27 protein-coding genes are annotated in these 26504 nt (G+C 68.5%); 9 read left to right on the plus strand and 18 right to left on the minus strand.

Features of this window, described 5'->3' with window-relative positions; genetic code table 11:
* The 9 genes from repC to BUF17_RS14885 form a co-directional block, all read right to left on the minus strand.
* Window positions 1–512: plasmid replication protein RepC (repC, locus tag BUF17_RS14845; RefSeq protein ID WP_280163246.1), on the minus strand; the 512-nt coding region annotated here is incomplete at its 3' end.
* Between the two features lie 192 nt (window positions 513–704).
* Window positions 705–1787 (minus strand): plasmid partitioning protein RepB, encoded by a 1083-nt coding sequence (repB, locus tag BUF17_RS14850; RefSeq protein ID WP_073630093.1) that lies wholly within the window; start codon window positions 1785–1787, stop codon window positions 705–707.
* Window positions 1784–3040: a plasmid partitioning protein RepA gene (repA, locus tag BUF17_RS14855; protein ID WP_084564785.1), complete on the minus strand. Its 1257-nt coding sequence runs from the start codon at window positions 3038–3040 to the stop codon at window positions 1784–1786. Before repA ends, repB begins: the two co-directional genes overlap by 4 nt.
* Before the next feature lie 384 nt (window positions 3041–3424).
* Entirely contained in the window at window positions 3425–4624 is a 1200-nt protein-coding gene (locus BUF17_RS14860) for an aminotransferase class V-fold PLP-dependent enzyme (protein ID WP_073630095.1), read from the minus strand.
* 51 nt (window positions 4625–4675) lie between these two features.
* Window positions 4676–5137, minus strand: coding sequence for a RidA family protein (locus BUF17_RS14865; protein ID WP_073630097.1), 462 nt, complete (start codon window positions 5135–5137; stop codon window positions 4676–4678).
* Between the two features lie 195 nt (window positions 5138–5332).
* Entirely contained in the window at window positions 5333–6133 is an 801-nt protein-coding gene (locus tag BUF17_RS14870; protein WP_073630099.1) for an amino acid ABC transporter ATP-binding protein, read from the minus strand.
* A 7-nt stretch (window positions 6134–6140) separates the two neighbouring features.
* Window positions 6141–6791, minus strand: a complete 651-nt coding sequence (locus tag BUF17_RS14875) for an amino acid ABC transporter permease (protein ID WP_073630101.1) — start codon at window positions 6789–6791, stop codon at window positions 6141–6143.
* 1 nt (window position 6792) lies between these two features.
* Window positions 6793–7458 carry an ABC transporter permease subunit gene (locus BUF17_RS14880; RefSeq protein WP_073630103.1) on the minus strand — a complete coding sequence of 222 codons (666 nt, stop codon included), beginning with the start codon at window positions 7456–7458 and terminating at the stop codon, window positions 6793–6795.
* A gap of 126 nt (window positions 7459–7584) precedes the next feature.
* Window positions 7585–8487, minus strand: a complete 903-nt coding sequence (locus BUF17_RS14885) for a transporter substrate-binding domain-containing protein (protein ID WP_073630611.1) — start codon at window positions 8485–8487, stop codon at window positions 7585–7587.
* A 229-nt stretch (window positions 8488–8716) separates the two neighbouring features.
* Here BUF17_RS14885 and BUF17_RS14890 point away from each other — a divergent pair, with 229 nt between their 5' ends.
* Window positions 8717–9499, plus strand: a complete 783-nt coding sequence (locus tag BUF17_RS14890; RefSeq protein ID WP_073630105.1) for an IclR family transcriptional regulator — start codon at window positions 8717–8719, stop codon at window positions 9497–9499.
* Window positions 9500–9550: 51 nt separating this feature from the next.
* Here the strand turns inward: BUF17_RS14890 and BUF17_RS14895 are convergent, their stop codons facing one another.
* Together BUF17_RS14895 and BUF17_RS14900 are read right to left on the minus strand one after the other, a co-directional pair.
* Window positions 9551–10567 carry an aldo/keto reductase gene (locus tag BUF17_RS14895; RefSeq protein WP_073630107.1) on the minus strand — a complete coding sequence of 339 codons (1017 nt, stop codon included), beginning with the start codon at window positions 10565–10567 and terminating at the stop codon, window positions 9551–9553.
* A 120-nt stretch (window positions 10568–10687) separates the two neighbouring features.
* On the minus strand, window positions 10688–11503 hold the full coding sequence (locus tag BUF17_RS14900; protein WP_073630109.1) for an aldo/keto reductase: 816 nt from the start codon (window positions 11501–11503) through the stop codon (window positions 10688–10690).
* Between the two features lie 337 nt (window positions 11504–11840).
* Here BUF17_RS14900 and BUF17_RS14905 point away from each other — a divergent pair, with 337 nt between their 5' ends.
* The 7 genes from BUF17_RS14905 to BUF17_RS14935 all read left to right on the plus strand — a co-directional run bounded on the left by BUF17_RS14905 (window position 11841) and on the right by BUF17_RS14935 (window position 18565).
* Window positions 11841–12956 (plus strand): sugar ABC transporter substrate-binding protein, encoded by a 1116-nt coding sequence (locus BUF17_RS14905; RefSeq protein WP_073630111.1) that lies wholly within the window; start codon window positions 11841–11843, stop codon window positions 12954–12956.
* A gap of 231 nt (window positions 12957–13187) precedes the next feature.
* On the plus strand, window positions 13188–14168 hold the full coding sequence (locus BUF17_RS14910; RefSeq protein ID WP_244530901.1) for an ABC transporter permease: 981 nt from the start codon (window positions 13188–13190) through the stop codon (window positions 14166–14168).
* A gap of 10 nt (window positions 14169–14178) precedes the next feature.
* Window positions 14179–15684 carry a sugar ABC transporter ATP-binding protein gene (locus BUF17_RS14915; RefSeq protein ID WP_073630113.1) on the plus strand — a complete coding sequence of 502 codons (1506 nt, stop codon included), beginning with the start codon at window positions 14179–14181 and terminating at the stop codon, window positions 15682–15684.
* Between the two features lie 10 nt (window positions 15685–15694).
* The gene (locus BUF17_RS14920; protein ID WP_244530902.1) at window positions 15695–16741 is read left to right on the plus strand and encodes an ABC transporter permease; all 1047 of its coding nucleotides are present in this window, start codon (window positions 15695–15697) and stop codon (window positions 16739–16741) included.
* Between the two features lie 44 nt (window positions 16742–16785).
* Entirely contained in the window at window positions 16786–17826 is a 1041-nt protein-coding gene (locus BUF17_RS14925; protein ID WP_175563713.1) for a zinc-dependent alcohol dehydrogenase, read from the plus strand.
* A gap of 101 nt (window positions 17827–17927) precedes the next feature.
* On the plus strand, window positions 17928–18185 hold the full coding sequence (locus BUF17_RS14930) for a type II toxin-antitoxin system Phd/YefM family antitoxin (protein WP_073630115.1): 258 nt from the start codon (window positions 17928–17930) through the stop codon (window positions 18183–18185).
* Window positions 18182–18565, plus strand: coding sequence for a type II toxin-antitoxin system VapC family toxin (locus BUF17_RS14935; protein WP_073630117.1), 384 nt, complete (start codon window positions 18182–18184; stop codon window positions 18563–18565). The genes BUF17_RS14930 and BUF17_RS14935 overlap by 4 nt, the downstream gene beginning before the upstream one ends.
* Before the next feature lie 46 nt (window positions 18566–18611).
* On the opposite strand, the gene BUF17_RS14940 is transcribed toward BUF17_RS14935, so the two are convergent.
* From BUF17_RS14940 to BUF17_RS14970, 7 genes are all read right to left on the minus strand, one after another.
* Window positions 18612–20267: a GMC family oxidoreductase gene (locus BUF17_RS14940; protein WP_073630119.1), complete on the minus strand. Its 1656-nt coding sequence runs from the start codon at window positions 20265–20267 to the stop codon at window positions 18612–18614.
* Window positions 20264–21769: an aldehyde dehydrogenase family protein gene (locus BUF17_RS14945; protein ID WP_073630121.1), complete on the minus strand. Its 1506-nt coding sequence runs from the start codon at window positions 21767–21769 to the stop codon at window positions 20264–20266. Before BUF17_RS14945 ends, BUF17_RS14940 begins: the two co-directional genes overlap by 4 nt.
* A 96-nt stretch (window positions 21770–21865) precedes the next feature.
* The gene (locus tag BUF17_RS14950) at window positions 21866–22636 is read right to left on the minus strand and encodes an enoyl-CoA hydratase/isomerase family protein (RefSeq protein WP_073630124.1); all 771 of its coding nucleotides are present in this window, start codon (window positions 22634–22636) and stop codon (window positions 21866–21868) included.
* Window positions 22637–22638: 2 nt separating this feature from the next.
* Window positions 22639–23118, minus strand: coding sequence for a heme-binding protein (locus tag BUF17_RS14955; protein WP_073630126.1), 480 nt, complete (start codon window positions 23116–23118; stop codon window positions 22639–22641).
* 22 nt (window positions 23119–23140) lie between these two features.
* On the minus strand, window positions 23141–23473 hold the full coding sequence (locus BUF17_RS14960; RefSeq protein ID WP_073630128.1) for a Dabb family protein: 333 nt from the start codon (window positions 23471–23473) through the stop codon (window positions 23141–23143).
* A gap of 121 nt (window positions 23474–23594) precedes the next feature.
* Entirely contained in the window at window positions 23595–24554 is a 960-nt protein-coding gene (locus BUF17_RS14965; protein WP_073630130.1) for an electron transfer flavoprotein subunit alpha/FixB family protein, read from the minus strand.
* An 11-nt stretch (window positions 24555–24565) separates the two neighbouring features.
* Window positions 24566–25315: an electron transfer flavoprotein subunit beta/FixA family protein gene (locus BUF17_RS14970; protein ID WP_073630132.1), complete on the minus strand. Its 750-nt coding sequence runs from the start codon at window positions 25313–25315 to the stop codon at window positions 24566–24568.
* A 519-nt stretch (window positions 25316–25834) separates the two neighbouring features.
* Here BUF17_RS14970 and BUF17_RS14975 point away from each other — a divergent pair.
* Window positions 25835–26491 (plus strand): TetR/AcrR family transcriptional regulator, encoded by a 657-nt coding sequence (locus tag BUF17_RS14975; RefSeq protein WP_073630134.1) that lies wholly within the window; start codon window positions 25835–25837, stop codon window positions 26489–26491.
* The last annotated feature ends 13 nt before the right edge of the window (window positions 26492–26504 follow it).

The following is a 26504-nucleotide window of genomic DNA, read 5'->3' on the forward strand; positions in this document are numbered from 1 at the left end:
ACGCGCTCGCGCTGGCGCCTGACGGCCTGTTCGTGGGCGCGGACCTCGGCGGCCCACCCGGCGAACTCCCCTGCCCTCACGACGAGGGGGGCGAGATCGAAGCCGAAGGCCTCGGCGATGGCGCCGCCGGCGGCCTTGCGGGCGTAACGCTTGCCGTTTGGGCTGTCGCGGCGGATGACGAGGCCGCAATCGACCAGCTGGGCCAGGTGCCGGCGCAGCGTTGCCGGCGCCATGCCGTTGGCACGCAGGATGAGCTCGCGGTTCGAGGGGAACACGACGAGCGCGTCGCCTGAGAGTTCGGCCTCCGGAAAGAAGCTGAGCAGGGCGTTGAGGACGCTGAGGGCCCTGTCGGACACGCCGATGCGATGGCGGGCGACACGCACGGTGTCGAACACCTTCCACTTGTTGACCGCGAGGTCCGGGGCGCGTTCGCGCGCGGCCATCTGCGCTGCCACATGGGCGAGCGTCAGCGACCGCCGCCCGAACGGCGTCGTCGCAATATGCCTCTCCATCTCTTTCACCTATCGCCAGGCAAAAGAAATCGGCTCGCCTAAACGGCGCAGTGCCCAACGGGCCTTGACTGCGATTCGCGGAAGTGATTCTCTGTCAGTCGCCAAACGTGAAGAGGGCTTCCGGGACGGGAACGTTTCGGGGGCCTTTTTCTTTGCCGCGTCTCTCCTTGTTCGGTTGCGGGTTACGCGGGTTCACACATCCTGCCGGCGCAAGAACGCGGCATAGATCTCGGGCAGATTCTCGACCAGATAGGCGCCGAAATCGGGGGCAGCCTGGGGATCGAGGGTCAGGCGCAGGCCGGCACGGCCTTCCTCCACCTGGGCGAGCCGGCGGCCGCGATCGTCGGTGACGACACGCGCCGGCGCGGATTTCGGCGCCTTCGGCGTCAGCGCCTTCAGGAGACGCAGGAAACGGGCGTCGCTGTCGAGCCCGACGAAACCGTCCGACGCGATGACGGAGCGCCACGCATCGGCGCTGTCGCGCACCTTTCCCGCCAGTTCCTCCCAGCGCGGCCGGCCGACCTTGGGCGCGGGCCCGATCGCCAGAATCAGCGGCTCCGGCACCGAGCGGGCCACCGCGATCATGGTGGAGAGATTGCCCTTGTGCTGGCCGAGCGCCGCCATCAGCGCCGTCCGCGAGAAGCCGCGATCTTCGAGGCGTGCCGCGAACAGCGCCCGCTCGATGAAGGACAGGTCACGGCGCTCGATATTTTCCTTGCCCTGGGCGACCGCCAGCTCCTCGTCGCTGAGGGAACGCACCACGGCCCTGACCGGCCGGCCGAGACGGCGCACCGCCTCCAGACGCCGGTGACCGTAGGCGACCTGATAGCGCCCCGCCTCGGCGGGGTGCGGACGCACGAGAATCGGCACCAGCTGGCCGTGCTCGGCGATGCTCGCCTGCAGTTCGTCATCGTCGCCGCGCTCGTCGGCGATGCGGTCGCGAATGAACGAGGGATCGACCACGCCGGGATCGAGATCGATCACCTGCCCGCCGGCTGCGAGTTGCGCCCGCAGGGCACGGGCCTCGTCCACTTCCTGCGTCAGCCCTTGCAGCGAAAGGCCCATCGCCTTCAGCGAACCGGACTTCGCCGGCGCGGACCTGGCGGACGCGGGCGTGGCGGACGCGGGCGTGGCCTGCGCAACACCGGGTTGGGCAACACCGGCCGGACCGGACGTTGCGGAAGCCCCCTCCCCTGCCCCGCCCGTCTTGTCTTCGGCCGGAGGCATCACGATGGGGGCCATCATCGCGCGCAGCGCGTCGCGTCTCTTGCTCATCCCGCCCTCCCCCAGGCTTCCCGGACCAGGGCCTCGATCTCACCGTTCAGGCCGTCGAGGGATTCGATCGCCCTGTCGTAGGTCGCGCGGATGAAATTCTCGCGCGCGATCTCGTAGAGCGTCTGCTTGGTGAGACCGGCGTCGGAGATCGCGGTCGATTTCAGCATCGGCGTCGTCAGGACGCGGGACCCGAACAGGCTGCGCATCAGCCCCACGATCTGGGCCTGCGGGCCGTCCGTCGGCTCGAAGCGGGTGATGACATAGCGGAAGAAGTCGTAATCGGCGTCGCCGCCCGCCTGCTCGACCACGTCGAGCAGATCCGCCGTCATATGCAGGAACTGGCTCATCGACGCCACGTCGAGCATCTGCGGATGCACGGTGACGAGCACGCTGCGCGCGGCGCAGAGCGCCGAAAGCGTCAGGAAGCCGAGCGACGGCGGGCAATCGAGGATGACGACGTCATAGTCCGCTTCGACCGTCTGCAGCGCCGTGGCGACGCGAGAGAAGAACATGCGGTCGGACGCGCTGGCGCTCTGGGCGAGCACGCGCGGCGTATCGTGCTCGAAGTCCTGCAGCTCCAGATTCCCCGGCACGATGTCGAGCCCCGGGAAATAGGTGCTGCGGATCACCTCCGACAGCGGACGGCGGGCCTCGTCGTAGCGGATCGCGCCGTAGAGCGTCTCGTTCTCTTCGAGATCGAATTCGGGCTGGAGACCGAACAGGGCCGAAAGCGACGCCTGGGGATCGAGGTCTATGGCGAGGGTGCGATAGCCGCGGAGCGCGAAATATTGCGCGACGTGCGCGGCCGTCGTGGTCTTGCCGGATCCGCCCTTGAAGTTGGTGACCGCGATGACCTGGAGATGCTCGCCCGCCCGGCGCACCGGCGAATAGGCCGGCTTGGAGCGCGCCAGCGTGCGGCGGAGTTCATGGATCTGGTCGAGGGAGAACAGCCGCCGGCCGCGGCTCGTCTTCTCCGCCTCGGGCGCCTCGCCGGCCAGCGAGAGATGGCGGATATAGGCGTCGGACACCCCGATCAGCTTTGCGGCTTCGCCGGAGGTGAACTTCCGCAGTTCCTTCGCGGAGGTCGGCGGGAACGCCCGGGCGCGCAGTTCCTTGAGCTGCGCGCTCAGAATCTCGGCATCGGCTTCGATCAGCCGCGTCAACGACTTTCCGCGCCGGGTCTCGCTGCCCGGAGCCTCGCCGCCCGGACCCTCGCCACCTTGAGCCTCGCGCCGAGGCGCGTCGATTTCCATCGGATGCATATTAACGCTCGACGCCGGAATTTCGCTTTCTCAGCGTAAATTCAGGCCAATGCCTGAGTCGGTCAAGCGATTATGCGTTAATGAAAGCTGAACGATGCCCGCGGCTGTGCGAATCCCGAGATCCGGGCACGGCCGGTAACGTTCCGGCTGCGGCGCTGTCTTGTTCTCAGCTGAGAACGGCAGGCGGGCGAATCACTCAAAGGCCTCGCATCGGATCTTAGCGGACGAGATCCGCGGAGGCTAGCGCCACGCCCCGGCGCGGCAGGACAGATCGCGGCGCAGGCTCGCCCCCACCGAGCGGGCATAAAAAAGGCCCCTTCCCCGCCGGCACCGACGCCGCAAGGAAGAGGCCCCTTTTCCGAAAACGTCTGGCGCTCAGTCGGGCCAGCGCAGCGCTCCGCTCACAGGCTTGCGCGCCGGCTGCATCGCACCTTCCGGGCGGTCTTTGCTCGTCAGAACGTCGCGCAGCGCTTTTGCGACGATCTCCGCCTCACCGGGATGCAGATTGCAGGGGTCGAGGAAGAAGTGTCCCCGCTCGACCTCGTGATTGCGCACGATGATGGGCGGCGAGCCAGCCGCCAGCGTCGCCGCCAGCCCCGCGGCGCTGAAGCCGCTTTCCGGCAGCACGTTCACCTCGATGCGGTCGAGGGGATTGTCGGTCGGGTCGGGAATGATGTGGGCTTCGATCCCCGGCAGCCCTTCGAGCGCCTTGAGCCAGAGGTGCAGCGCGGCGGTCTCGCGCGCGCGGATGCCGGCATGGTCGCGGCGCTCCCACACGTCGAGGGCCGCCATCACGCCCGCCACCGTCTCCTTACCCACCTTCATGCCGCGTCCGATGCCGCGATTCTGGAGATAGGCGGCACGGACCAGATCCTTCCGGCCGGCGACGAGGCCGCTGGTCGGCCCGCTCAGGAACTTGTGACCGCTATAGATGACGATGTCGGCGCCGCGGGCGAGGAAGCCGCGCAGATCGTATTCCGATGCCGCGTCGACGATGACGGGAACGCCCTTGGCGTGGGCGATCTCGCAGACCTCCTCCAGCGACAGCATCCCGTACTGCACCGTGTGGTGGGCGACGACATAGAGCACGGCGGCTGTCGCGGGCGTGATCGCCTCGTCGACGTGATAGGACTGGGCGACACTGACGGTGCCGGCGGGAATGACCTTGGCACCGGCGAGCCGGATCGACTGATCGACGGCCGCGCCGTAGTTCACGATGTGGCCGAGCTGGATGATCACCTCGTTCTTGAGGCCCGTGGTGTCGTCCGGCAGCCGCTCGATGGCGAGCAGGCGGGTTCCGGTCATCGCGCCGGCGATCGCCATCGCGATGCCGCTGGCGCAGGACGCGGTGACGAAACCGGCCTCGGCACCGGTCAGCCGCGCGATGGTGGCGGAGGCCTTGCGCTGCAGGTCGTCCATCTCGACCCATTGCGGCGCCATCTCCGCCATCGCCTGGATGGCCTCCGGCACGATGATGGACGCGCCGAGCGCCGTCATGGTGCCGGACACGTTGATGATCGGGCGAAGACCGAGGCGTTCGCGGATCGGAAGGTTGGAGCGGTCGGGATGAGACATCACGGTTGTTCCTGAGGACGCGAAAGAGGGCAGGGGAGGCGTTGCGGCGGATCAGTCGTCGACTTCGATGACGGCCTCGATCTCGACGCTGATATTGCCGGGCAGCGAGCCGACGCCGATGGCGGAGCGGGCATGACGCCCGCGCTCGCCGAAGACGTCGATGAAGAGGTCCGAGCAGCCGTTGACGACGGCCGGATGGGCGCCGAAATCGGCGGCCGCGTTGACGAAGCCGAGCAGCTTGACGATGCGGCGCACGCGGGTGAGATCGCCGAGCGCGTCGTGCATCACCGCGAGAAGGTTGAGCCCCGTCAGTCTGGCATGGGCGTAGGCCGCCTCGGTCGCGACGTCGATGCCCACCTTGCCGGTGTGCATGAAGCCGTCGTGCTCGCGCGGGCCCTGGCCGGACAGGAACATCAGCGGTCCGCAGCGCACGTGCGTCATGAAATTGCCGATCGGTTCCGGCGGAGACGGCAAGGCGAGGCCGATCGCGGCGAGCCGGTCATAAGGGGACATCGGATAAAGCTCCGTTCTGCACGTCGACGCGAGGAGGCCATCGCCCGACTCATCTCACGGGGGAGGCCGGGCCTTGCACGCACCCCGCACGGATCGCAGCGATCAGGACGAGAGATTGCGCATAAACTATTGATATATAACAATATTATGGAGGCGAAGGGCATTCCGCCCGACCGGGAGGAGTCCGGTCGGGCGTCAGATGTGGCTGGCGCGGAAGCGCGCCAGAAAGGCGCCGAGGCGCTCGTTGCCGGCGGTGTTCGCCACCAGTTCGGCGGGCGGACCCTCGGCCGCGACAGCGCCATCGGCCATGAACACGATGCGATGGCTGGCGTCGCGAGCGAAGGCGATCTCGTGGGTGACCATCAGCATGGTCATGCCGTCACCCGCGAGGCTGCGCACCACGTCGAGCACCTCGCCGACGAGTTCGGGGTCTAGCGCGGAGGTGATTTCGTCGAGCAGCAGGATCTTCGGGTCCATCGCCACCGCGCGGGCGATGCCGACGCGCTGCTGCTGGCCGCCGGAAAGCTCGCCGGGCAGACTGTCGGCCTTGTGGCCGAGGCCGACGCGGCCGAGCCAGTGCTCGGCGATAGAGCGGGCCTCGGCCTTGCCCTTGCCGCGCACCCGCCGCAGGCCCAGCATCACGTTCTCGGCCGCCGTCAGGTGCGGGAACAGGTTGAACTGCTGGAACACCATGCCGGTCTCGGCGCGCATGCGGGCAAGGTCGCGCTCGCCGCGCCGCCGCCGCCCCTCTCCGTCGGAGAAGCCGACCTCGGCGCCGTCGATGCGGATCGAGCCGCCGTCGTAGGTCTCCAGGAAGTTGACGCAGCGCAGCAGCGTGGTCTTGCCCGAGCCGGACGGCCCGATGACGGTGACAACCTCGCCCCGGCTCACGTCGAGATCGACCGAACGCAGGACATGGTGGGAACCGAACGACTTCGACAGTCCCCGGATGGCGAGCAAAGGCGGCGGACCGGCCTCGGTGACGGACACGGACATTGCGGTCTCACTCCCGGACATAGGAGAAATGCGCTTCGAGGCGGCGGCTCGCCAGCGACAGGGAATAGTTGACGACGAAATAGATCAGCGCCCCGAACACATAGAGCGGCAGCGCCTCGTAGGTCCGACCGATCACCTGGTTGATGGCGTGCATCAGGTCGGTGACGCCGAGCAGGGAGATCAGCGCGCTGCCCTTGACGGCATCGGTCACGCCGTTGATCCACGGCGGCAGGAACCGCCGCACCGCCTGGGGCAGGATCACATATCGCAGACGGTCGACGAAGGTGAGGCCGATGGCCTTGGCCGCCTCGTCCTGACCGCGCGGGATCGAACGCACCGCGCCGCGGACGTTCTCCACCACCTGCGCCACCTTGAACAGCACGAGCGCGATGATGGCCGCCGTCAGCGCCGGCAGGTTGATGTGCAGCGCCGGCAGGCCGTAATAGACGAAGAAGATCAGCACCAGCACCGGGATGCCCCGGATGGTGTCGCTCATGATCCGCACCGCCCAGCGCACCGGCCACGGCCCGTAGACGAGGCCGATGCCGAGCACCAGCCCGAGCGCCAGCGACACCACGACGACCACCAGCGAGACATAGAGCGTGACCAGGAAGCCCTGGACCAGGAACGGCGCGGCGTAGACGATCGCATCGATCATGTCAGCGCTCCACCTTGAAGTGCCGCTCGAGAAGCCGCAGGCCGAACAGAAGAACGTAGCCCGTGACGAGATACATCCCGGCCGTCACGAGGTAGACCTCGACGATTCTGAAAGTGTTAAGGTTAATCCACTGCGCCCCGAAAGTAAGTTCCGGCACGGAGATGACGGACGCGACGGACGTGTCCTTGAACAGCGAGATGAACGTGTTCGAAAGAGAGGGCAGGGATATGCGGAACATCGTCGGCAGCCGGACATCGACGAGCCGTTGCCATGGCGTGAGCCCGATCGCCTTGGCCGCGTCGAGCTGCCCCCGGGGGACGGCATCGAGCCCGGCCCGGAACACCTCCACGAGGTGGGCGCCGGCATAGACCGCGAGCGTCGCGACGAACGACGTCGTCGCGCTGTAGCGGATGTCGACCACGGTCGGCAGGCCATAGAACACGAGGTAGACGAGCAGGATCAACGGCACGTTGCGGATGAACTCGACATAGGCCGAGATCGCGGTTCTGACCGCGCGTCCGCCGGAAACATACCAGACCGCGAGCGTGAGGCCGATCACGACGCCGATGGCGATCGCGAGCACGGCGAGCTCCAGGCTGAGCAGGAGGCCGTCCCACAGGCGGTCGAAGTGACGCCAGATCAGCGTGAAATTAAGGCGATACATCAAGTCCGTCCATCAGCCGGGCAAGCCGCCGGAACGGACGGAAGGCAGACCGCCCTCCATCCGCGGGGAGCCACAACGGGCGCCGGCAAGGCGGCCGTTGCGGCAGGGCAGGGCGCCGAGACCGGCGGATCAGATGGTCGGGAAGCCCGGCTTCCGGACGGGCGCGTCCAGGCCGAAATAGTCCTTGAAGGCCTTGTCGTAGAGCCCGGTCTCGTGACCGAACATCGCCACCATGAAGGTGGTGTTGACGAACTGCAGCCAGTCGAGATCGTCCTGACGCAGCGCCGCACCGTAGAGCATGCTGTACCAGCTCTTGCCCGCGTCGAAATAGCGGTCCGGATTGCGCGAGGCGAGCCAGCGCACGGTGGACAGGTCGACCGCCGCCGCGTCCACGCGCTTGGAATCGAGCGCCTGGAGCACGTTCGCCTGGGTATCGAGCTGCATCACCTCGGCCTGGGGCAGCACGGTGTGGACCGACTGCTCGGCGTCGACGTTCTGCAGGATCGAGACCCGGGTCGACGAGCCGCCGGCGAGCAGTTTGTCGAAGGTGCGGTTCTCCGCATCCGGCCGCGTCAGCAGCGCGACGCCCTCGACATAATAGGGGCGGGAGAAGTTGATGAGCTGCGCCCGCTGGGCGGTGATCGTCATGAACTGGATCGAAATATCGACTTTTCCGGTCACGACGTTCGGAATACGCTGGGCCGGATCCTGGAGGACGAATTCGACCTTGTTCTCGTCGTCGAACAGCCCCTTGGCCAGGATGCGCCCCATGGTGATGTCCATGCCGACGAGCTGGCCCGCCTCGTTCTCGAAGTGCCACGGCGCATTGGTGCTGCCGGTGCCGACGAGAAGCTTGCCGCGGTCGAGCACCGTGTGCAGCAGGCTGTCGCTCGCCGCCTGGGCCTTGGCCTCCTGCGGCGTGAGCGTCGTCGCCGCACCGGCCACGAGGCCGGCCGTCGCGAGGCCGGCAGCGCCGAACTTCAGGAAGTCGCGCCGCTTGGCGAGCGCCGCATCCGAACGCCCGTCCTTCATTCGCTCGCCTTTGGAAATCTCGTCCGTGATCTCGTCCATGACGTTCCCCGTGCTGGTAACCGTTCCCGTTGACCGGCTGTTTCCCGACCGGAAGGACCGCGCCGTGAATTAGCGCTATCCAAACCCACAAGTGTCTATTATATGAGACATTCGTTTCTTGTGTTGGACAGATGATAGCACCGATTCACCGGCTCGCAAGGTGCGGGGGACCATTCCGTTGACGAAAGTGATGACGAAGGACGCCGCCGGCACGCCACCTGCCAAAGCCGGTGAGCGCGAGCGCGGCATAGACCGCGTCCTGCAGTTGTTCGAATATCTGCACCACCACCGCCAGCCGATCCGCATCGGCGCGCTCGCGAAGGGCCTGAATGCGCCCCGTTCCACCATCTACAATCTGGTGAACGCGCTGGTGGAGGGCGGTCTTCTGGAGATCGTCGACGACGAGGGCCGCGTCTTCTTCGGCAAGACGATCTATCTCTACGGCTCGCACTACATGCGGGAGAACGAGCTGGTGCGCCGCGGCCGCGAGGCGGTCGACCGCCTGTCGCGCGAGACCGGGGAGACGGCCGAGCTCTGCATGCTGCAGAACGGGCGCTACACCATCATCCACATGTGCCAGGGCGACCGCACGTTCCGCATCAGCTCGGCGATCGGGCTGCAGATTCCGATTCCGTGGACGGCCTCGGGCCGCCTGCTGCTGGCCCATCTCGACGCCGACGAGATCCGCACGCTGATCCGCGACGAGGACCGGGTGCTGCCGGACGGCCGCGAGGTGGAGACGGAGGAATTCCTGTCCTCCGTCGCCGAGGCGCGCCGGAACGGCTACTGCACCACGGTCGGACTGATCGATGCCTTCACCATGTGCATCGCGGCGCCGATCTACGGCGCGAGCGGAAAGGTGGAGGCGACCATCTGCTTCGTCGTTCCGAAGGAGACGCCCGAAGCGCGCACGAAGGAACTCATCGCGCTGCTGCTCCAGACCGGACGGGCGCTTTCCGTCCGTCCGGAGTAAAGGCGCGGCCGCCTGCCGGCCGCGCGGTTCGACGGGAGGCGAGCGGCCTCGTCATGCCGGCGTGGGCGCATCCTCGCGCAGCAGGCCCTCGTGCTTCAGCTGCTGCCAGAATGCCGGCGGAATCGGGTGGCTGAACCAGGCGAGGTTCTGCTGCAGCTGCTCGACCGTGCGCGTTCCGGCAACGAAGCAGGGCACCGCGGGGTGCGCGACGACGAACTGCAGCGCGGCGGCGGCGAGCGGCACGCCGTGCTCGCGACACACCGCCTCGATCTTCGCGACCTTGTCGAGGATCGGCTGCGGCGCGGGGGCGTAGTTGTATTTGGCGCCCGGGCGCGCGCCGGTCGCCAGAATGCCGGAATTGAAGCCGCCGCCGACGGCGACCGCCGCGCCGCGCTCGACACAGAGCGGCAGGAAGTGGTCGAGCGCGTCCTGTTCGAGCAGGGTGTAGCGGCCGGCGAGCAGGAAGCAGTCGAAATCGCGTTGCTTCAGCGCCTCGTAGCAGACTTCCCATTCGTTGACGCCGACGCCGATCGCTTTGACGACACCCTGGCTGCGCAGCGATTCCAGCGCGCGCCACGACCCGTCCATCGCCTGCCGGAAGACCTCCGGCTGGTCGGCGCCGCGGGTGAACACGTCGATGTCGTGGATGTAGCAGATGTCGATCCGCTCCAGCCCGAGGCGCTGCAGCGAATCCTCGAAGGCGCGCATGGTGCCGTCGTAGCTGTAGTCGAACACGAGATTGAACGGCGCGGCGTTCGCCCATGGCGTAAAATCGATGCTGGCGCGCGGGGCGGGCGCGAGCCGGCGGCCGACCTTGGTCGAGAGCACGAAGGAATCGCGCTCCTTCCAGCGCAGGCTGTAGCCGGTTCGGTATTCGGCGAGCCCATGGCCGTACATCGGCGCGGTGTCGTAGTGGCGCACCCCGGCATCCCAGGCGGCGTCGAACATCGCCTCGGATTCGCGCTCCGGCACGGGGCGGAAGATGTTGCCGACCGGCGCGGTGCCGAAGGCGAAGGCCGTCACCGGCAACCCGCTGCGGCCGAAGGGCCGGCGCTCATCTGGCTTCATTGTTTCTCTCCCGGATCTCTCGATGATCTCGTTCTGTGAAGCGGATCGGTCTCTGGGACCGCGTCCGTAACGGTGCGTGCCCGCAGGCGGAGGCAGAGGGTATGGCGGGAAGCGTCCCGCTCAATCCCACTCCGGCGCCCACGGCACCAGCGAGCGGTCGACGATGCGGTAGCCCGTCGCCTGCAACCGGTCGATCGCGGCCATGTCGATCGAGGACAGGGTGAAGTCCATCACGTCGAAATTGGCGGCGATGTTGGCCGGTTTGGTCGACATGGTGTTGAGGCTGACGCCCTTCTGCAGGATCCAGCGCAGCACCACCTGCGCGGCCGTTTTGCCGTAGGCCGCACCGATCTCGCCGAACAGCGGATATTTGAACACCTCGCCGCGCGCGACCGAACAATAGGAGGAAAGCGGGATACCGGTCTCCGCCGCCGCTGCGAGGAGGACGCTCTGGTCGAGAAGGGGATGAAACTCGACCTGATTGGTCACGATCGGCGCCGACACGGCATCGCGCGCCTCGCGCATCTGCCGGGCGGTGAAGTTGGAGACGCCGATCTCCCGCGTCAGGCCCGCCTCCCGGGCGCGTTCGAGAAGCCGCACCGACGGTACCACGCCGTCGAGCGCCGGCCAGTGCAGCAGCAGAACGTCGACCTGGTCGACGCGCAGCGCCTTCAGGCTCTCCTCGACCGACGGCAGGAACCGCGCCTCGTCGAAATTGTCCGGATGCACCTTGGTGGTGATCAGAAGTTCGTCGCGCGGAATCGGACCGGCGGCGAGCGCCGCGCCGACATCCGCCTCGTTCTCATACATCTGCGCGGTGTCGAACGCGCGATAGCCCGTCTCGAGCGCCGCTGCGATCGCCTCGGCGAGCACTGTCCCCGTCAGGGGATAGGTGCCGAACCCGCGCTCGTAGCTGTTGCGGAAATAGATGCCCACTGCCGTATTCCTCCCGCCTCGCCGGATACATCCGGCCGCCCAGCCAGTCCCCGGATCGTCGCTCCGGCCGGGGTTAAGGCGCACGCTAATCGACTATATGGTTAGTTACAAGTCGGTCGTTCCGGCAGAAAAAACGCCTTTTCTGTCAAGGCGATTTGACCAGACGGCTCCCGCCCTATCAACCCCCCCGCGCCAAAAAACGCGAACGCCACTTGCCAAGGCGAAAAGCCGACGATATTAGGTAACTGGTTAGTTGATAACGTGACGACTTCCGCCAAGGAAGCGCCAGGAAACGCAAGGGTCCGCGCACGAGCGCCGCGACCGGGGAGGAGGCTGCATGTCGTTCATCAAGACCTTCATCGAGCAGGAGAAGCTGCGTCGCCGCGACTTCCTGCTGGCGTCGGCGTTCGGCCTCGGCGCCGTGGCCGCCGGCCCGCTGCTCGGCGGCGGTCGGGCGCTCGCGGCCTCCGATCCGACGCTCGCCTGGAGCTACCGCGACCGCACCAACCCCTACTGGAATTCGATCGCATCCGGCGGCGAGGCGTTCGTCGAAAGCCTCGGCAAGCCGAAGAGCGACCTCGTGCACCTGATCAACGAAGGTTCGAGCGAGAAGTCGCTCGCCGACATCAAGGCGCTCGTGTCGAAGACCGGCGGCAACTGCGCCATCGCCTGCGATCCGAACGACTCGCCCAACTGCCGGCCCGTGGTGGAAGCGGTGAAGGCCGGCAACGGCCACATCTTCACCATCTGGAACAAGACCGACGACCTGCACCCCTGGGACATCGGCAACAGCTGGGTCGGCCACATGTCGTGGTCTGATCTGGAGCCGGCCGAGGAGACCGCCACGATCCTGTTCAAGGCGATGGGCGGCAAGGGCGCCATCGTCGGGCTCGGCGGCATCGCGGCCAACATCCCGGCCATCGAGCGCCACCAGGGCATGATGAACGCCCTGAAGAAGTTCCCGGACATCAAGCTGCTCGACTATCAGGCCGCGGACTGGAACACGACCCGCGCCAACGAGATCATGTCGAGCTATCTCACGACCTACGGCGACGAGATCACCGGTGTGTTCTGCGCCAACGACACCATGGCGTTCGGCGCCATCGAGGCGCTGCGGGCCGAGGGCCTCGCCGGCAAGATCCCGGTTGTCGCCTATGACGGCGCCGCGCAGGCGATCGACTATCTCCTCAGCGGCGATCTGCTCGCCACCGTCTACACCAATCCCTACTGGGGCGGCGGCATCGCGCTCTCGCTCGCTTATTATGCGGCGATCGGCGCCTTCGACCCGAGCAAGGAACCGCACAGCCATCGCGAGTTCTACGGGCCGACCATCCTCGTCACGCCCAAGGACGCGCTGGCCTTCCGCGCCCAGTATATCGAGTCCAATCCGAAATATGACTGGAAGGACTTCTTCGGACCGACCAAGGGCGAGATCAAGTACAACCGCTACTGATCCGTCCGCCGGCGGAGAGGCTGGCGCGCCGCACATCCGCATGGCCACGGGCCATGCGGGCTTGCGTTGTAGGCTTGCGTTGCGCGCTTGCGACGGCCGCCGCTCGGGATACTCGACACACACCAGCAGAAACCCGGCAGTCCGGCCCTCAAACGAGGCCCGGTCTGCCCAACGGAGCCGATGCCGGCGCGCGCAGTCTCGCGCAAGCCGGTACAGGCCGGGGAAACAGCCGTGGCGTTCATTCTCACCGAAAGGCGTCCGCTTGCCGGACCGAACCTGCGAAAATGGGCGCCGCTGCTGGTGCTCTTGGCGATCTGCATCGTCTTCACGCTGATCAACCCGAACTTCATGTCCGTGCGCAACATCGCGCGCATCGGCATCATCGCCGCGCCCTCGCTGCTGATCGCCATCGGCGTCAGCTTCATCATCATCATGGGGTCCATCGACCTGTCGATGGAGGGCACGGTGGCGTTCTGCGCGGTGGTGTTCGCCACCGCCTTCCTCGCCCTCGGCGGCACGCTCGCGACGGGATGGGCCGCGATCCCGCTCGCCCTCGTGGTCGGCACCCTGGTCGGCCTCGTCAACGGCCTCATCCACGTGAAGCTCAAGATCCCGTCGTTCATGGCGAGCCTCAGCATCGGCTTCGTCGGCCTCGGCGCGACCTACATCCTCTCCGGCGGCTACCGCATCACCGTGCAGGACCCGACATTCCGCTCGCTCCTCACCGTGCGCGTGCTGGAAATGCCGCTGATGGTCTATGTGGCGCTCGCCGGGCTCGCGTTCGCGTGGTTCATCGAGACCCGCACCGTGCTCGGCCGCAACATCTACGCCATCGGCGGCGGCGAGGAACTGGCGAAGGCGAGCGGCCTCAATGTCGGGCGCGTCCGCATCGCGGCGTTCGGCCTCGCCGGCCTGTTCTACGGCCTGGGCGCGCTGCTCTCGGTCGCCCGCATCGGCATCGCCGACGGCGACTCCGGCTCCAACCAGATGTTCACCGCGATCACCGCCGTGGTGGTCGGCGGCACGTCGCTGATGGGCGGCAGCGGCGGCGTGCTCAACACGCTGGTCGGCGTGCTGATCGTCGCCGCCATCACCAACGGCATGATCGTGGCCGGCCTGCCGAGCTACGTGCAGAGCGGCGTGCTCGGCGTCATCGTCATCGTCGCGGTGGGCCTTTCCACCAACCGCGCCGCGAACCTTCTCGTGAAGTGAGGCGGGCGCCATGTTCGAACTGCGCCAGGTGGCGAAGAGCTTTCCCGGGGTGCGCGCGCTGCGCGGCATCGACTTCCACGTGGGCCACGGCGAGATCGTCGGCCTCGTCGGCGAGAACGGCGCCGGCAAGTCGACGCTGATGAAGATCATCTACGGCGCCTATCGTCCCGACGAGGGCGAAGTGTTGATCCATGGCGAGCCGGTGCGGTTCGAAAGCCCGCGCCAGGCCATGGAACGCGGCATCGGCATGGTGTTCCAGGAACAGTCGACCATCTCCAACCTGTCGGTGATGGAAAACATCTTCCTCGGCTTCGAGAAGCAGTTCACGCGGCGCGGCGTGATCGACTGGAAGGCGATGGCCGCCGCCGCCCGCCACCAGCTCGCCAAGGTGCGCCTCGACATCGACCCGGCGACGATCACCGGAACGCTCTCCTTCGCCGAGCGCCAGCTCGTGGAACTCGCCAAGGTGCTGACGCTGGAAGAGCGCGTCGACGGCGACCTCGTGATCCTGCTCGACGAACCGACCTCGGTGCTGTCGAAGGACGAGGTGCAGATGCTGTTCGCGCTCGTGCGCGACCTGCGCTCCCGCGCCTCGTTCATCTTCGTCTCCCACCGCCTCGACGAGGTGATCGACATCTCCGACCGCATCTACGTCTTCAAGGACGGCGAGGTCGTCGGCGAGATGACCAAGGCCGAGGCGGATGTCGAGACCATCCAGCACCGCATGGTCGGCCGCGACATCAACAAGGAATATTACCGCGAGCATCTGCAGAAGCCCTACGACGACAGCCGCACCCTGATCGAGGTCGAGGGGCTATCGCGCGCCGGGCACTACCGCAACGTGTCGTTCGCGCTGCATCCCGGCGAGGTGCTGACGCTGGTCGGCACGGAAGGCTCCGGCCGCGAGGCGATCATGCGCACGCTGTTCGGCCTGGAGCGCCCCCACCTCGGCCACATCACCGTGAAGGGCAAGCCGGTCGACCGCCACAGCGCCCCGGACAGCGTCGCCCGCGGGCTCGCCTATGTGCCGCGCGAGCGCAAGATCGAGGGCATCGTCGCCGGCATGTCGGTGTCGGAGAACATGACGCTGCCGCAGCTCGCCCGCTACAGCCGCGGCGGCGTGCTGAAGAGCGCGGACGAACGCAGGCTTGCCCGCGACTGGATCGGCACCCTCTCGATCAAGACGCCCTCGGAGAACGCCGATTGCGGCAACCTCTCCGGCGGCAACCAGCAGAAGGTGGTGCTGGCCAAATGGCGCAGCGCCGGCTCGGACATCATCCTGCTCGACCACCCGACCCGGGGCCTCGACATCGGCGCCAAGGAAGACGTCTACGACATGGTGCGGGCGATGTGCGCCGACGGCTGCGGCATCGTGCTGATCGCCGACACGCTGGAGGAAGCCATCGGCCTCTCCCACACCATCCTCGTCATCAAGGACGGCGACGTGCGCAAGCGCTTCGACTGCGCGCCCGGCAGCAAGCCGGGGCTCTACGATCTCGTCCACCACATGGTTTGAGGGTCAGTCCATGGTCTCGCTCAAGGCAACGGCCTCCAAGGAGATGGCCTCCAAGGAAATGGCGCCCGGACAGGTGGCGAAGGGATCCGCCGCGTCGCAGTTCTCAGGCGCGCCGCGCGGCCTGATGGCCTACAAGGCGTTCTTCCCGCTGATCACGCTCGCCGTTCTCGTCGGGCTGGTCGGGCTGCTCGACAGTTCCTTCCTGCGGCCGGCGAGCCTTCTGGAACTCGCCGCCGACGTCTCGGCGCTGTTCGTCATGGCGCTCGGCATCACCTTCGTCATCTATATCGGCAGCATCGACCTCTCGGCGCAGTCGATCGCGAGCATGACGACCGTGCTCGTCACCGCGCTGATGCCCTCGCTCGGGCCGCTCGCGCTCGTGGCGGTGCTGGCGGCGGGCGCCGCCGGCGGCGCGCTCTCCGGCATCGTCTCGGTGCGGCTGCGCATCCCGAGCTTCATCACCACGCTTGCGGTCGGCGGCATCGCCTATTCCGTCGCCCAGTACGTCTCCGGCGAGAAGTCACTCGCCATGGATGCGGCCCAGCGCGCGAGCGTGATGGGGTGGATGATCGGCTATGCCTGGGGCATCCCGCGCGAACTGTTCGTCGCCGGCGGTCTGCTGCTCGCCGCGCTGTTCGTCGAGCGACGCACCGTGCTCGGCCGCGTGCTGAAGGCGATCGGGGCAGGGGAGGCGGCAGCCATCGGTTCCGGCATCCGCGTGGAGCGCTACAAGGTCGCCGCCTTCGCCATCGCCGGCACGCTGTCGGCCGCTTCCGGCCTCATCCTGGCGGCCCGGCTCTCCGGCGGCTCGCCCACGGCGGCGAACCAGTTCCTGCTGCCGGCGATCGTCGCCGTGCTGGTCGGCGGCACGCCGCTCACCGGCGGGGTCGGCGGCGTGCTCAACACGCTCGTTGGCGCGCTCATCGTCGCCGTCATCCGCACCTCGATGGTCTACCTGGAAGTGCCGGCCGCGGCCCAGCAGATCTTCTTCGGCCTGATGCTGATCGTGGCCATCGCCGCCACCATCGACCGCTCCCAGGTGCGGATCATCAAATAGCTGCCCCTTCGACGACCCCGCACGCCGAGAGAGGAGACGACCCGATGGTCGCCACGATGCCCACCATGCGCGCGGCCGTGCTCGTCGCGCCGCATCGCATCGAGATCGAGCAACGCCCGATCCCGGCGCCCGGCCCCGGAGAGGTGGTGATCCGCGTCGAGCGCTGCGGCATCTGCGGCACCGACCTTCACATCTATAATGGGCACTATTCGGCCGACAGGCTGCCTCTGGTGCCCGGCCACGAGTTCGCCGGCCGCATCGCCTCCCTCGGCGCCGGCGTCGCCGGTCTGGCGGAGGGCCAGAAGGTCATCGCCGACATCAATATCGGCTGCGGCCACTGCTTCTATTGCCGCCGCAACGAGATCCTGAGCTGCGCCGCGGTCGAGCAGCTCGGCATCCACCGCGACGGCGCGTTCGCCGACTATGTCCGCGTGCCCGCCCGGCTGGTGATCCCGCTGCCGGACGACATGCCGTTCGAGATCGCAGCCCTGACCGAACCGCTCTCCTGCGTGGTGCGCACCGCGCGGCGCAGCCGGCTGCAGCTCGCCGAAAGCGTACTGGTGCTCGGAGCCGGGCCGATCGGCAACCTCCACGTCCAGCTCGCCCGGTTGATGGGCGCCGGCCCGGTGATCGCCGCCGATCTCGACCGCGCCCGCGCCGCGCTCGCGAAGGAGTGCGGCGCCGATGCCGTGGTGAGCGACCCCGCCGCGCTCGCCGACACCGTGCGCGGCCTGACCGGCGGACGCGGCGCCGACGTGGTGATCGAGAGCGTCGGCTCCGCCCGGCTCTATGGCGAGGCGCTGTCGCTCGTTCGCCCGGGAGGCCGCATCGCCGCCTTCGGGCTCACGCCCGCCGATGCCGTCTGGTCCGTGCCGCCGCTCGATATCGTGCTGCGCGAGATCGGCGTGCAGGGCTCCGTCGCCGGCATGGGCGAGGACATGCACACCGCGCTCCACCTGCTCGCCCTCGGCCGCATCCGAACAGCGCCGTTTACCCGCGTGACCTATCCGCTCACGGACCTCGATGCGGCGATCCGCGCCTTCGCCGGCGACCGCACCGCCTTCAAGGTGCAGATCGCGGCCTGAACCACGCCCACAACGGACTGCGCCGCAGAACCAACTTGGCCTTTGAGATGGACCATAGATTGGTCTAATATCCGGGATCGAACGATCCGGGATATCGAACCATGCGGATTTCCGTCTCAGAAGCGAAGGGCCAACTTACGGAACTGGTGCGGCGCGCCGAGGCCGGCGACGAGGTCATCCTCACCCGCCATGGCCATGCGGCCGTGCGGCTGGTGCCGGTGCACGCGGCTGCGGACGCAAAGACCCGCAAGGCGGTGATCGAGGCCGTGCGCGCCGCGGCGGCCGCCAAGGCGACGGCCGGGCCGGATGCGGCCCGCAGCCAGGATGTCCTCTATGGCGAGGACGGCCTTCCCGGATGATCGCGGTCGATACCTCGGCCCTGATGGCCATCGTCCTGAACGAACCCGGCGCGGACGCCTGCGCCGCCGCGCTTGCCGCGGCCGACCGCCTGGTGGTGTCCGCCGGCACGGCCGCCGAAGCGCTGATCGTCGCCGGGCGCCGCAATATCGGGGCGGAGATGGCGCGGCTGCTCGACGGGCTCGGCTGCGAGGTCGTCAGCGTGACCGCTGCGTCCGCCGTGCGCATCGCGGAGGCCTACGAGCGCTGGGGAAAGGGCATCCATCCGGCTGGCCTGAACTTCGGCGACTGCTTCGCCTACGAGGTGGCGAAGGCGCACGGCTGCCCGCTGCTCTTTGTCGGCGACGACTTCGCCCGCACGGACGTCGAAAGCGCCCTTTGAGGGCGCTTCCCGTGTTCGCGGTGCCGCCTGTCGCGGTTCGGCGGCGTCACTGGGCGGCGACGGCCGTGAACGAGGCCGCACGGCCCCGCGCCCGATTGCCGGCGATCAGATCCGACGCCTTCTCGGCGATCACGATCGAGGGCGCATTGGTGTTGGAGCCGATCAGGCTTGGCATCACCGAGGAATCGCACACACGAAGCCGCTCGATGCCGCGCACGCGCAGTTGCGGGTCGACCACGGCCTCGGAATCCACGCCCATCCGGCAGGTGCCGACGGGGTGGTACGAGGTGCGGCCGTAGCTGCGGGCATACTCGGCGAAGTCGGCATCGGTGCGCACGCCGTCTCCGGGGAAGTGCTCCTTGCGGATATAGCGGGCGAAGGCCTGCTGGTTCATGATCTCCCGGCTCATCTTCACGCCTTCGACCGAGGTGCGCAGATCGTCGGGATCGCCGAGGAAGTTCGGGTCGACGATCGGCATCGCCCGAGGATCGGCGCTCGCGAGGCGGACGCTGCCGCGCGCCTTCGGCCGCAGCGTATAGGAATTGAGCGTGACGCCCGAGCCCGACGGGATCTTCGGCACGCCCGCCTCGACGCCCGCGCCGATGAGGAAGTGGAACTGGAGATCGGGCGTCGGCGCCGCCTCGTCCGCATACCAGAACGCGCCGCCCTCGACGATGTTGGAGGCAACCGGCCCCTTGCGGAACAGCGCGTATTCGAGCCCCGCCCACAGCATCCAGTGCGGCTTGTTGTACTTGTCGAGGCTGTGCGGCCCGTTGAGTTCGTAGACGAGGTCGATGCCGAAATGATCGTGCAGGTTCCTCCCGACGCCGGGCAGATCGTGCACGGCACTGACGCCGGCCGCCTTCAGCTCGTCGGCCGAGCCAATGCCCGAGAGCAGGAGCAGCTTCGGGCTGCCGATGGCGCCGGAGGTGACGATCACCTCGCGCTCGGCGCGCAGCACGACGGCGCGGCCGTGCTCCACGATCTCCACGCCGGTCGCGATGCCGCGCTCCACCACCACGCGATTGACCTGGACGCCGGTGCGGACGGTGAGGTTCCGCCTGCCGGCGGCCGGGCCGAGATAGCCGACAGCGGCCGAGCAGCGGCGGCCGTTGCGGATGGTGGTCTGGTAGGGGCCGGTGCCTTCCTGGCGCGGCCCGTTGAAATCGGGATTGTAGGGCATGCCGATCTGCTGGCACGCCTGCACGAATGCCCGGGTGAGAGGGTGGGCGGCCATGGTGGAGACCCCGAGCGGACCGCCGATGCCGTGCCAGTGGCCGCTGAGGGTGTCGTTGTCCTCCATGCGCAGGAAGAGGGGCAGCAGATCGTCGAACGACCAGCCGTCGCAGCCGAACTCGCTGACCCAGGCGTCATAGTCGGAGGGCACGCCGCGGGTGAAGATCTCGGCATTGATCGAGCCGCCGCCGCCGAGCACGCGCGCCTGCGCATAGAGGATCTCGCGGTTGTTGGCGTGGCGCTGGGGCGCCGTGCGCAGGCCCCAGGTCAGCCGGCCGGAGGTCATCTTCGAGAAGCCGACCGGCATGTGGATGTAGGGATTGGTGTCGCGCGGCCCGGCTTCGAGAAGCAGCACGCGCACATCCGGGTCCTCGCTCAGCCGCGCGGCAAGCGCGCAGCCGGCCGAACCGCCGCCGACGACGATATAGTCCGCGGTCCCCGCCGCGTCGCTCGCCCGCCCGCTCATGGCGCCACCCAGCGCGTGCGTTCGCCGAGCGCAATGTGGGTCGATTTGATCTCGGTATATTCCTCGACGCCGTAAGCGCCGGTCTCCCGCCCGGTGCCGGACTGCTTGAAGCCGCCGATCGGAAGCTCCGGCCCGCCGGCGATGGTGCAGTTGATCCAGACGCGCCCGGCCTTCAGGCCGCGCATGGTCTTCAGCGCCTTGTTGAGATCGCTGGTCCAGATGCTGCCGGCGAGGCCGAAGCAGGTGTCGTTGGCGATGCGGATGGCATCGGCAAGGCCGTCGAACGGCAGAATGGTCAGCACCGGGCCGAAGATCTCTTCCTGGGCGATCGACATGCCGCGGTCGGCACCGGCGAACACCGTCGGCTGGATGAACCGGCCCCGGCTCGTCTCGAACGCTTCGCCGCCGCACAGCAGCCGCGCGCCGTCGCGCTTGCCCTCGTCGATCAGCGCGAGGATGCGGGTGTGCTGGCGCTCGTCGACGATCGCGCCCACCTGGGTCGCCTCGTCCAGCGGGTCGCCGATGCGCAGGCGGCCGATCTTCTCCACCACCCGGGCCGCAAACGCGTCGGCGATCGACCGCTCGACCACGAGCCGGCTGCCGGAGACGCAGCACTGGCCGGCGTTGAAGACGAGGCCGAACACAACGCCGTCGGCGGCGGCGTCGAGGTCAGCATCGGCGAACACCACCTGCGGGTTCTTGCCGCCGAGTTCGAGCCCGACCTTCTTCATGTTGCCGGCGGACGCCGCCAGCGTGCCGCGGCCGACATCGGTCGAGCCCGTGAAGGAGATCATATCGACATCGTCGTGCTCGGCGAGCCGGCGGCCGACGACCGCGCCCGGACCGGTGACGACGTTGAACACCCCGGCCGGCAGCCCGGCGGCGGCCAGCACGTCGGCGAGCAGCAGCGTGCTGGCGGAGGTGAGTTCGCTCGGCTTCACCACGACGGTGCAGCCGGCCGCCAGGATGAACGGCACCCGCTCGCACAGGATGAAGAACGGAAAATTCCACGGCGTGATGACGCCGACGACACCAATGGGCTCGCGCGTGACGAGGCCGAGCATCTCGTCGCCGAGATTGTTGAAGCTGTCGCCGTGGAGGGCGCGCGCCTGCCCGGCGGCATATTCGAAGATGCCCGCCGCGCCGCCGACCTCGCCGCGCGACTGCGTGATCGGCTTGCCGGTCTCCAGCGTCTCGACGAGTGCTATCTCCTCGAGGCGTTCGCGAACGATGCGGGCGGCATCGAGCAGCACGCGGGCGCGGGCCTCGCCGGAGAGCCCGCTCCAGCGGCCGTCGTCGAACGCGGCACGGGCGGCGGCCACCGCGCGGTCGGCATCGGCGGCCGTGCCGCGCGGCACCAGCGTCACCGGCACGTCGTGGGCGGGAGAGCGGCGCTCGTTCACCGCCCCGTCGGACGCATTCACCCACGCGCCGTCGATGAACATGCGGAAGCGGCGCGCATCGACCGCGGGCGCGACGATGTCGCGGAAATGGAGTGTCATGCGATCCTCCCAGATCGTTTTTTGCGAAGCTAACTAACCAGTTGGTATTCATCAAGCGCGTTCGGCGGCGCCCTTGCGGCCGTGCGGACCGTCCGTTCAGTCTCCGGTGAAGCGCGGCGGCCGCTTCGCGGCGAAGGCTTCCCGGCCGGCGCGGCTGTCCTCAGTCATCGCCACCATCATGCCGGCGAGACCGTCGATCGCGGCCTCGCGGCCTTCCCCGGCGGCAGCATTGAGCACGAGCCGCGTCGCCTCCACCGCACGGGGAGCCAGCCCGGCGCAGCGCTGGGCGATGGCGAGCGCGTGGGCGAGCGGATCCTCTGCGACCGCGTTGAGGAAGCCGACGGCTTCGAGGCGCGCGGCGGTGAGGCGCGCGCCGGTCAGGGCCATTTCCCGCAACAGCGCCTGCGGCACCAGCCGGCCGAGCCGCTGCAGGCCGGACCAGCCTGCGGTCACCCCGAGCCCGGTTTCAGGCAGCGCGAACAGCGCGTGGGGCGCGGCGATGCGCACATCGCAGACCGCGGCAAGCTCCAGCCCGCCGCCGAACGTGGCCCCGTTCAGGGCGCCGATCAGCGGCACGGGCAGGGCCGCCAGCCGGTCGAACAGGCGGTGGCCGTCGCCGATCCACTGCCGGCCGAACGCCACCGGATCGAGGGAGCCCCACGCGCCGATGTCGGCGCCGGTGCAGAACGCGCGCTCACCCCCGGCCGTCAGCACCACGGCGCGCAGGTCGCGGTCACCAGCCACGTCGTCGGCCGCCGTGGCGAGCGCGGCGAGCATGTCGCCGTCGAGCGCATTGCCACGCGCCGGATTGTCCAGCGTCAGCACCAGCGTCGCCCCACGGCGCTCGGAAAGGACGCGGCCCGCCATGTTCAGCCTCCGGACGCGGGCGGGACGCCGCCGAGCCCGAGTGCGGCGAGCGCGGCGGCGGCACAGGCCTCGTCCTCCTCGCCGGTCGCGCCGGAGACGCCGATGCCGCCGACGATCTCGCCGCCGGCCACGATCGGCAGCCCGCCCTGCCAGGTGATCATCCGCCGCCGCCCGGCGAGCGCCACGCCGAGCGCTGCGTCGCCGGTCATGCGCACGCCGAAATCGCGGGTGGACTTTGCCATCGTGGCGGCGGTGAAGGCCTTGTCGAGGGCGAACTCCACGATGGGCGCCGCGACGCCATCCATCCGCCGCAGGAACAGGGGCGTTCCGGCCGCATCGACCACCGCGACGCAGACGGCGACGCCCATGGCTTGCGCATGATCGAGGGCGAGGCCCCCGAGCGCGGCGGCGGCCGCCGAGGTCACGGTCGCGCGCGCCACGACATGGCGGTCGGCACCGGCGGAGGGGGCAAGTGCGTTCATTCTGTTCCTCGGGCTTTCCGCGTCATGCCCCTTGGGGCCGGTAATCGAACACGGTGAGGGCCGCGACGTGGGGCTTCACCCAGTCGGCGAAGGCGACGTGATCGGGGTGGACGAGATAGGCGTCGCGGTCGGCGTCGGTGGCGAACCCGAGCACGAAGGCGTGCGTGTGCCCGGCGTTAAGTCCTTCCGGGCTCACGTTCGGCCCGAACTCGAACCACGCCACGGAGGGCACCAGGGTTTCGAGCGCGGCGAACCGCCGTTCGATCTCCCGAACCGTCTCGGCCGGAATATCGGCCTGAAAGCCGAGGAGAACGATGTGCCGGAGGCCGGCGGGGCGGGGGGAGAGATCGGTCATCGGAAGGGCTCCGTTGCAGCGGCACGCTTCGCCGCGTGAAGAACGTGGGCGTCGGCACCGCCCGGTGCCGGCGCCACGATATCCGATCTTCCGCCATCGCGCCGGAAGCCGCGCGCCGGCGTCATGCCTCCGGTCCCGCGTTTGCCGCGAGCGCGCGCGTCAGCGCCGGTGCGGCCTCGAACAGGTCGGCGACGAGCCCGTAATCGGCGACCTGGAAGATCGGGGCCTCCTCGTCCTTGTTGATGGCGACGATAACCTTCGAATCCTTCATGCCGGCGAGATGCTGGATCGCACCGGAAATGCCGAGCGCGACATAGAGTTCGGGCGCGACGATGCGGCCGGTCTGGCCGACCTGCCAGTCGTTCGGCGCGAAGCCCGAATCGACCGCCGCGCGAGAGGCGCCCACCGCCGCGCCGAGCGTATCGGCCAGCGGCATCACCACGCTCTCGAAGGCCTCCGAAGAGCCGAGGCCGCGGCCGCCGGAGACGACCACCCGGGCGGCGGCGAGGTCCGGCCGGTCGCTCGCGGCGACCTCCCGGCCAACCAGTTCCGCGGCCCGGCCGGGCAAAGCCGGCATCGCCACGCTGCGGACGGGCGCCTGCCCGTCGCCGCGGGCGGCGGGGGCGAAGGCGGCGGGGCGCACCGTCAGCACCAGATGGGCCTGTTCGCTGCGCACGCGCTGAACCGCGCCGCCGGCATGGATGGTGCGCTCGAAGGTGTCCGGCGCGATCACCGCGACGACGTCGGACACCTGCATCACGTCGAGCCTGGCCGCCACCCGGGGCAGCGCCGCCTTGCCGCGCGATGTCGCGGGCGCGACGATGGCCTGATAATCACCGGCGAGCGCCAGCACGAGCGCGGCCAGCGGCTCGGCCAGTCCGCCGGCGAGCGCCGGGTCGTCGGCGACGAGCACCTCACGGACACCCGCGAGCGCGGCCGCCTCGGCCGCCACCGCCGCGACGCCTTCGCCCGCGACGAGAACGTCGACCGGCGCGCCGAGGGCCAGCGCGGCCGTCAGCGCCCGGCCGGTCGCCTCGTTCAGGCGGCTATTGTCGTGTTCGGCAACGATGAGCGTTGTCATTTCGGTCCTCCTCAGCGCACCAGGCCGTCCGCCGCGAGGCGGGACGCGAGTTCGTCCACCGAAGCGAGGCGGATGCCGGCGCTGCGTCCGGCCGGCGCGCGGGTTTCGACGACCGCGAGGCGCGGGCGGACGTCGACGCCGAGATCGGCCGGGGTGACGATCTGGAGCGGCTTCTTCTTGGCCTTCATGATCGCCGGCAGCGCGGCGTAGCGGGGCGTGTTGAGCCGCAGGTCGGTGGTCACGACCGCCGGCAGACCGAGGCGCACCGTCTCCAGCCCGCCGTCGACCTCGCAGGTCACCAGAAGCCCACCCTCCTCGGGCACGACCCGGGAGGCGAACGTCGCCTGTGGCCAATCGAGCAGCGCCGCCAGCATCTGGCCGGTCTGGTTACAGTCGTCGTCGATGGCCTGCTTGCCGAGCAGCACGAGATCCGCGGCCTCGTCGGTGGCGATCCGCGCAAGCAGCCGCGCCACGCCGAGCGGCTCGACCGCCTCGCCTGTCTCCACCAGCACCGCGCGATCGGCACCCATGGCCAGCGCCGAGCGCAGCGTCTCCTGCGCCTGGGCCGGACCGACCGAGACCGCGACGATTTCGCCGGCCCGGCCGGCCTCGCGCAACCGCAGAGCTTCCTCGATCGCGATCTCGTCGAACGGGTTCATCGCCATCTTGAGATTGGCGAGTTCCACGCCCGAGCCGTCCGCCTTCACGCGGATCGAGACGTTGGGATCGACCACCCGCTTGACGGGCACGACGATCTTCATGGGGATTGCCATGGTTCCTCCATTGGCCGACGCGGCGGGTTCACCGGGGCCGCCTGCGCCGGTCACCATGCCGGTGAGGGCGCCCACGGGGCCTCTCGTTCGCCGTTTTATTAACTGACTAGTTGGTTATAACTTTCGCGATCCGGTTTGACAACCCATTCTCCCGAGGGGCGGTTCACTCGGCGGCCCAAGGCCGAGGCGGGGCCTCGGCCAGCCAGACCGCAATTAACCAGATCGTTAAAAGTCTTGTTTCACCCTGCCTGCCGTGAGAGGCTGGAGCGGCTTCAGGCTCCCTCCCGCCTTGCTCGGAACACCGGCCGGAAGGCGGTCCCGCCCGGACCTTCGCGTGGCTTTCCGTACGCCCCGGAAACACCCGAACCGGATGTGGCGGCGGCGTCCGGAGCGAAGCGGGGCGAGCGGAACCGGCGGAGCCGGAACAGGAGAACGCGAGTTGCGGCGAGAGCATTTCCACCGGCGGCGCCGGCTCACCGGCCCGGAGCGGGCCGCGGGAGGAACGCGATGACGACGGACCTCGCGCTGGAGACGCCGGCCAAGGAGGGGCGCACCCGCAATCCGGATGCCACCCGCAAGCGCATCCTCAAGGCGGCGAAGGACGAATTCGCCCGCCGCGGCCTTGGCGGCGCGCGCATCGACACCATCGCCGCCAAGGCGAAGGCCAACAAGGGCATGATCTACCACTATTTCGGAAACAAGGAGGACTTGTTCCGGATCGTGCTGGAGGAAGCCTACGCCGACATCCGCAACGCCGAACGCAAGCTCGACCTCGACAAGCTCGACCCCGAGGAAGCGATGACGCGCCTCGTGGAATTCACCTGGAAATATTACCTCGCGAACCCCGAATTCCTGACGCTCGTCAACAGCGAGAACCTGCACAAGGGCCGCCACATCGCTGCGTCCGAATCGATCCGCGAAATGCACCGTCCGTTCGTCGGCCTCGTGCAGTTGATCCTCGACCGCGGGGTGGAGGCCGGCGTGTTCCGCCCCGGCATCGACGCCATCAACCTCAACATCACCATCGCGGCGATCGGCTACTATTATCTGACCAACCGCTTCACCGGTTCGGTCATCTTCGAGACGGACCTGACCAGCAAGGAACGCCTGCAGGAACGGCTCGCCTTCAATATCGACACCATCCTCAGGCTGGTGCGGAAATGACGGCGCCGACGGG

Source organism: Pseudoxanthobacter soli DSM 19599 (assembly GCF_900148505.1).
GTDB lineage: Bacteria > Pseudomonadota > Alphaproteobacteria > Rhizobiales > Segnochrobactraceae > Pseudoxanthobacter > Pseudoxanthobacter soli.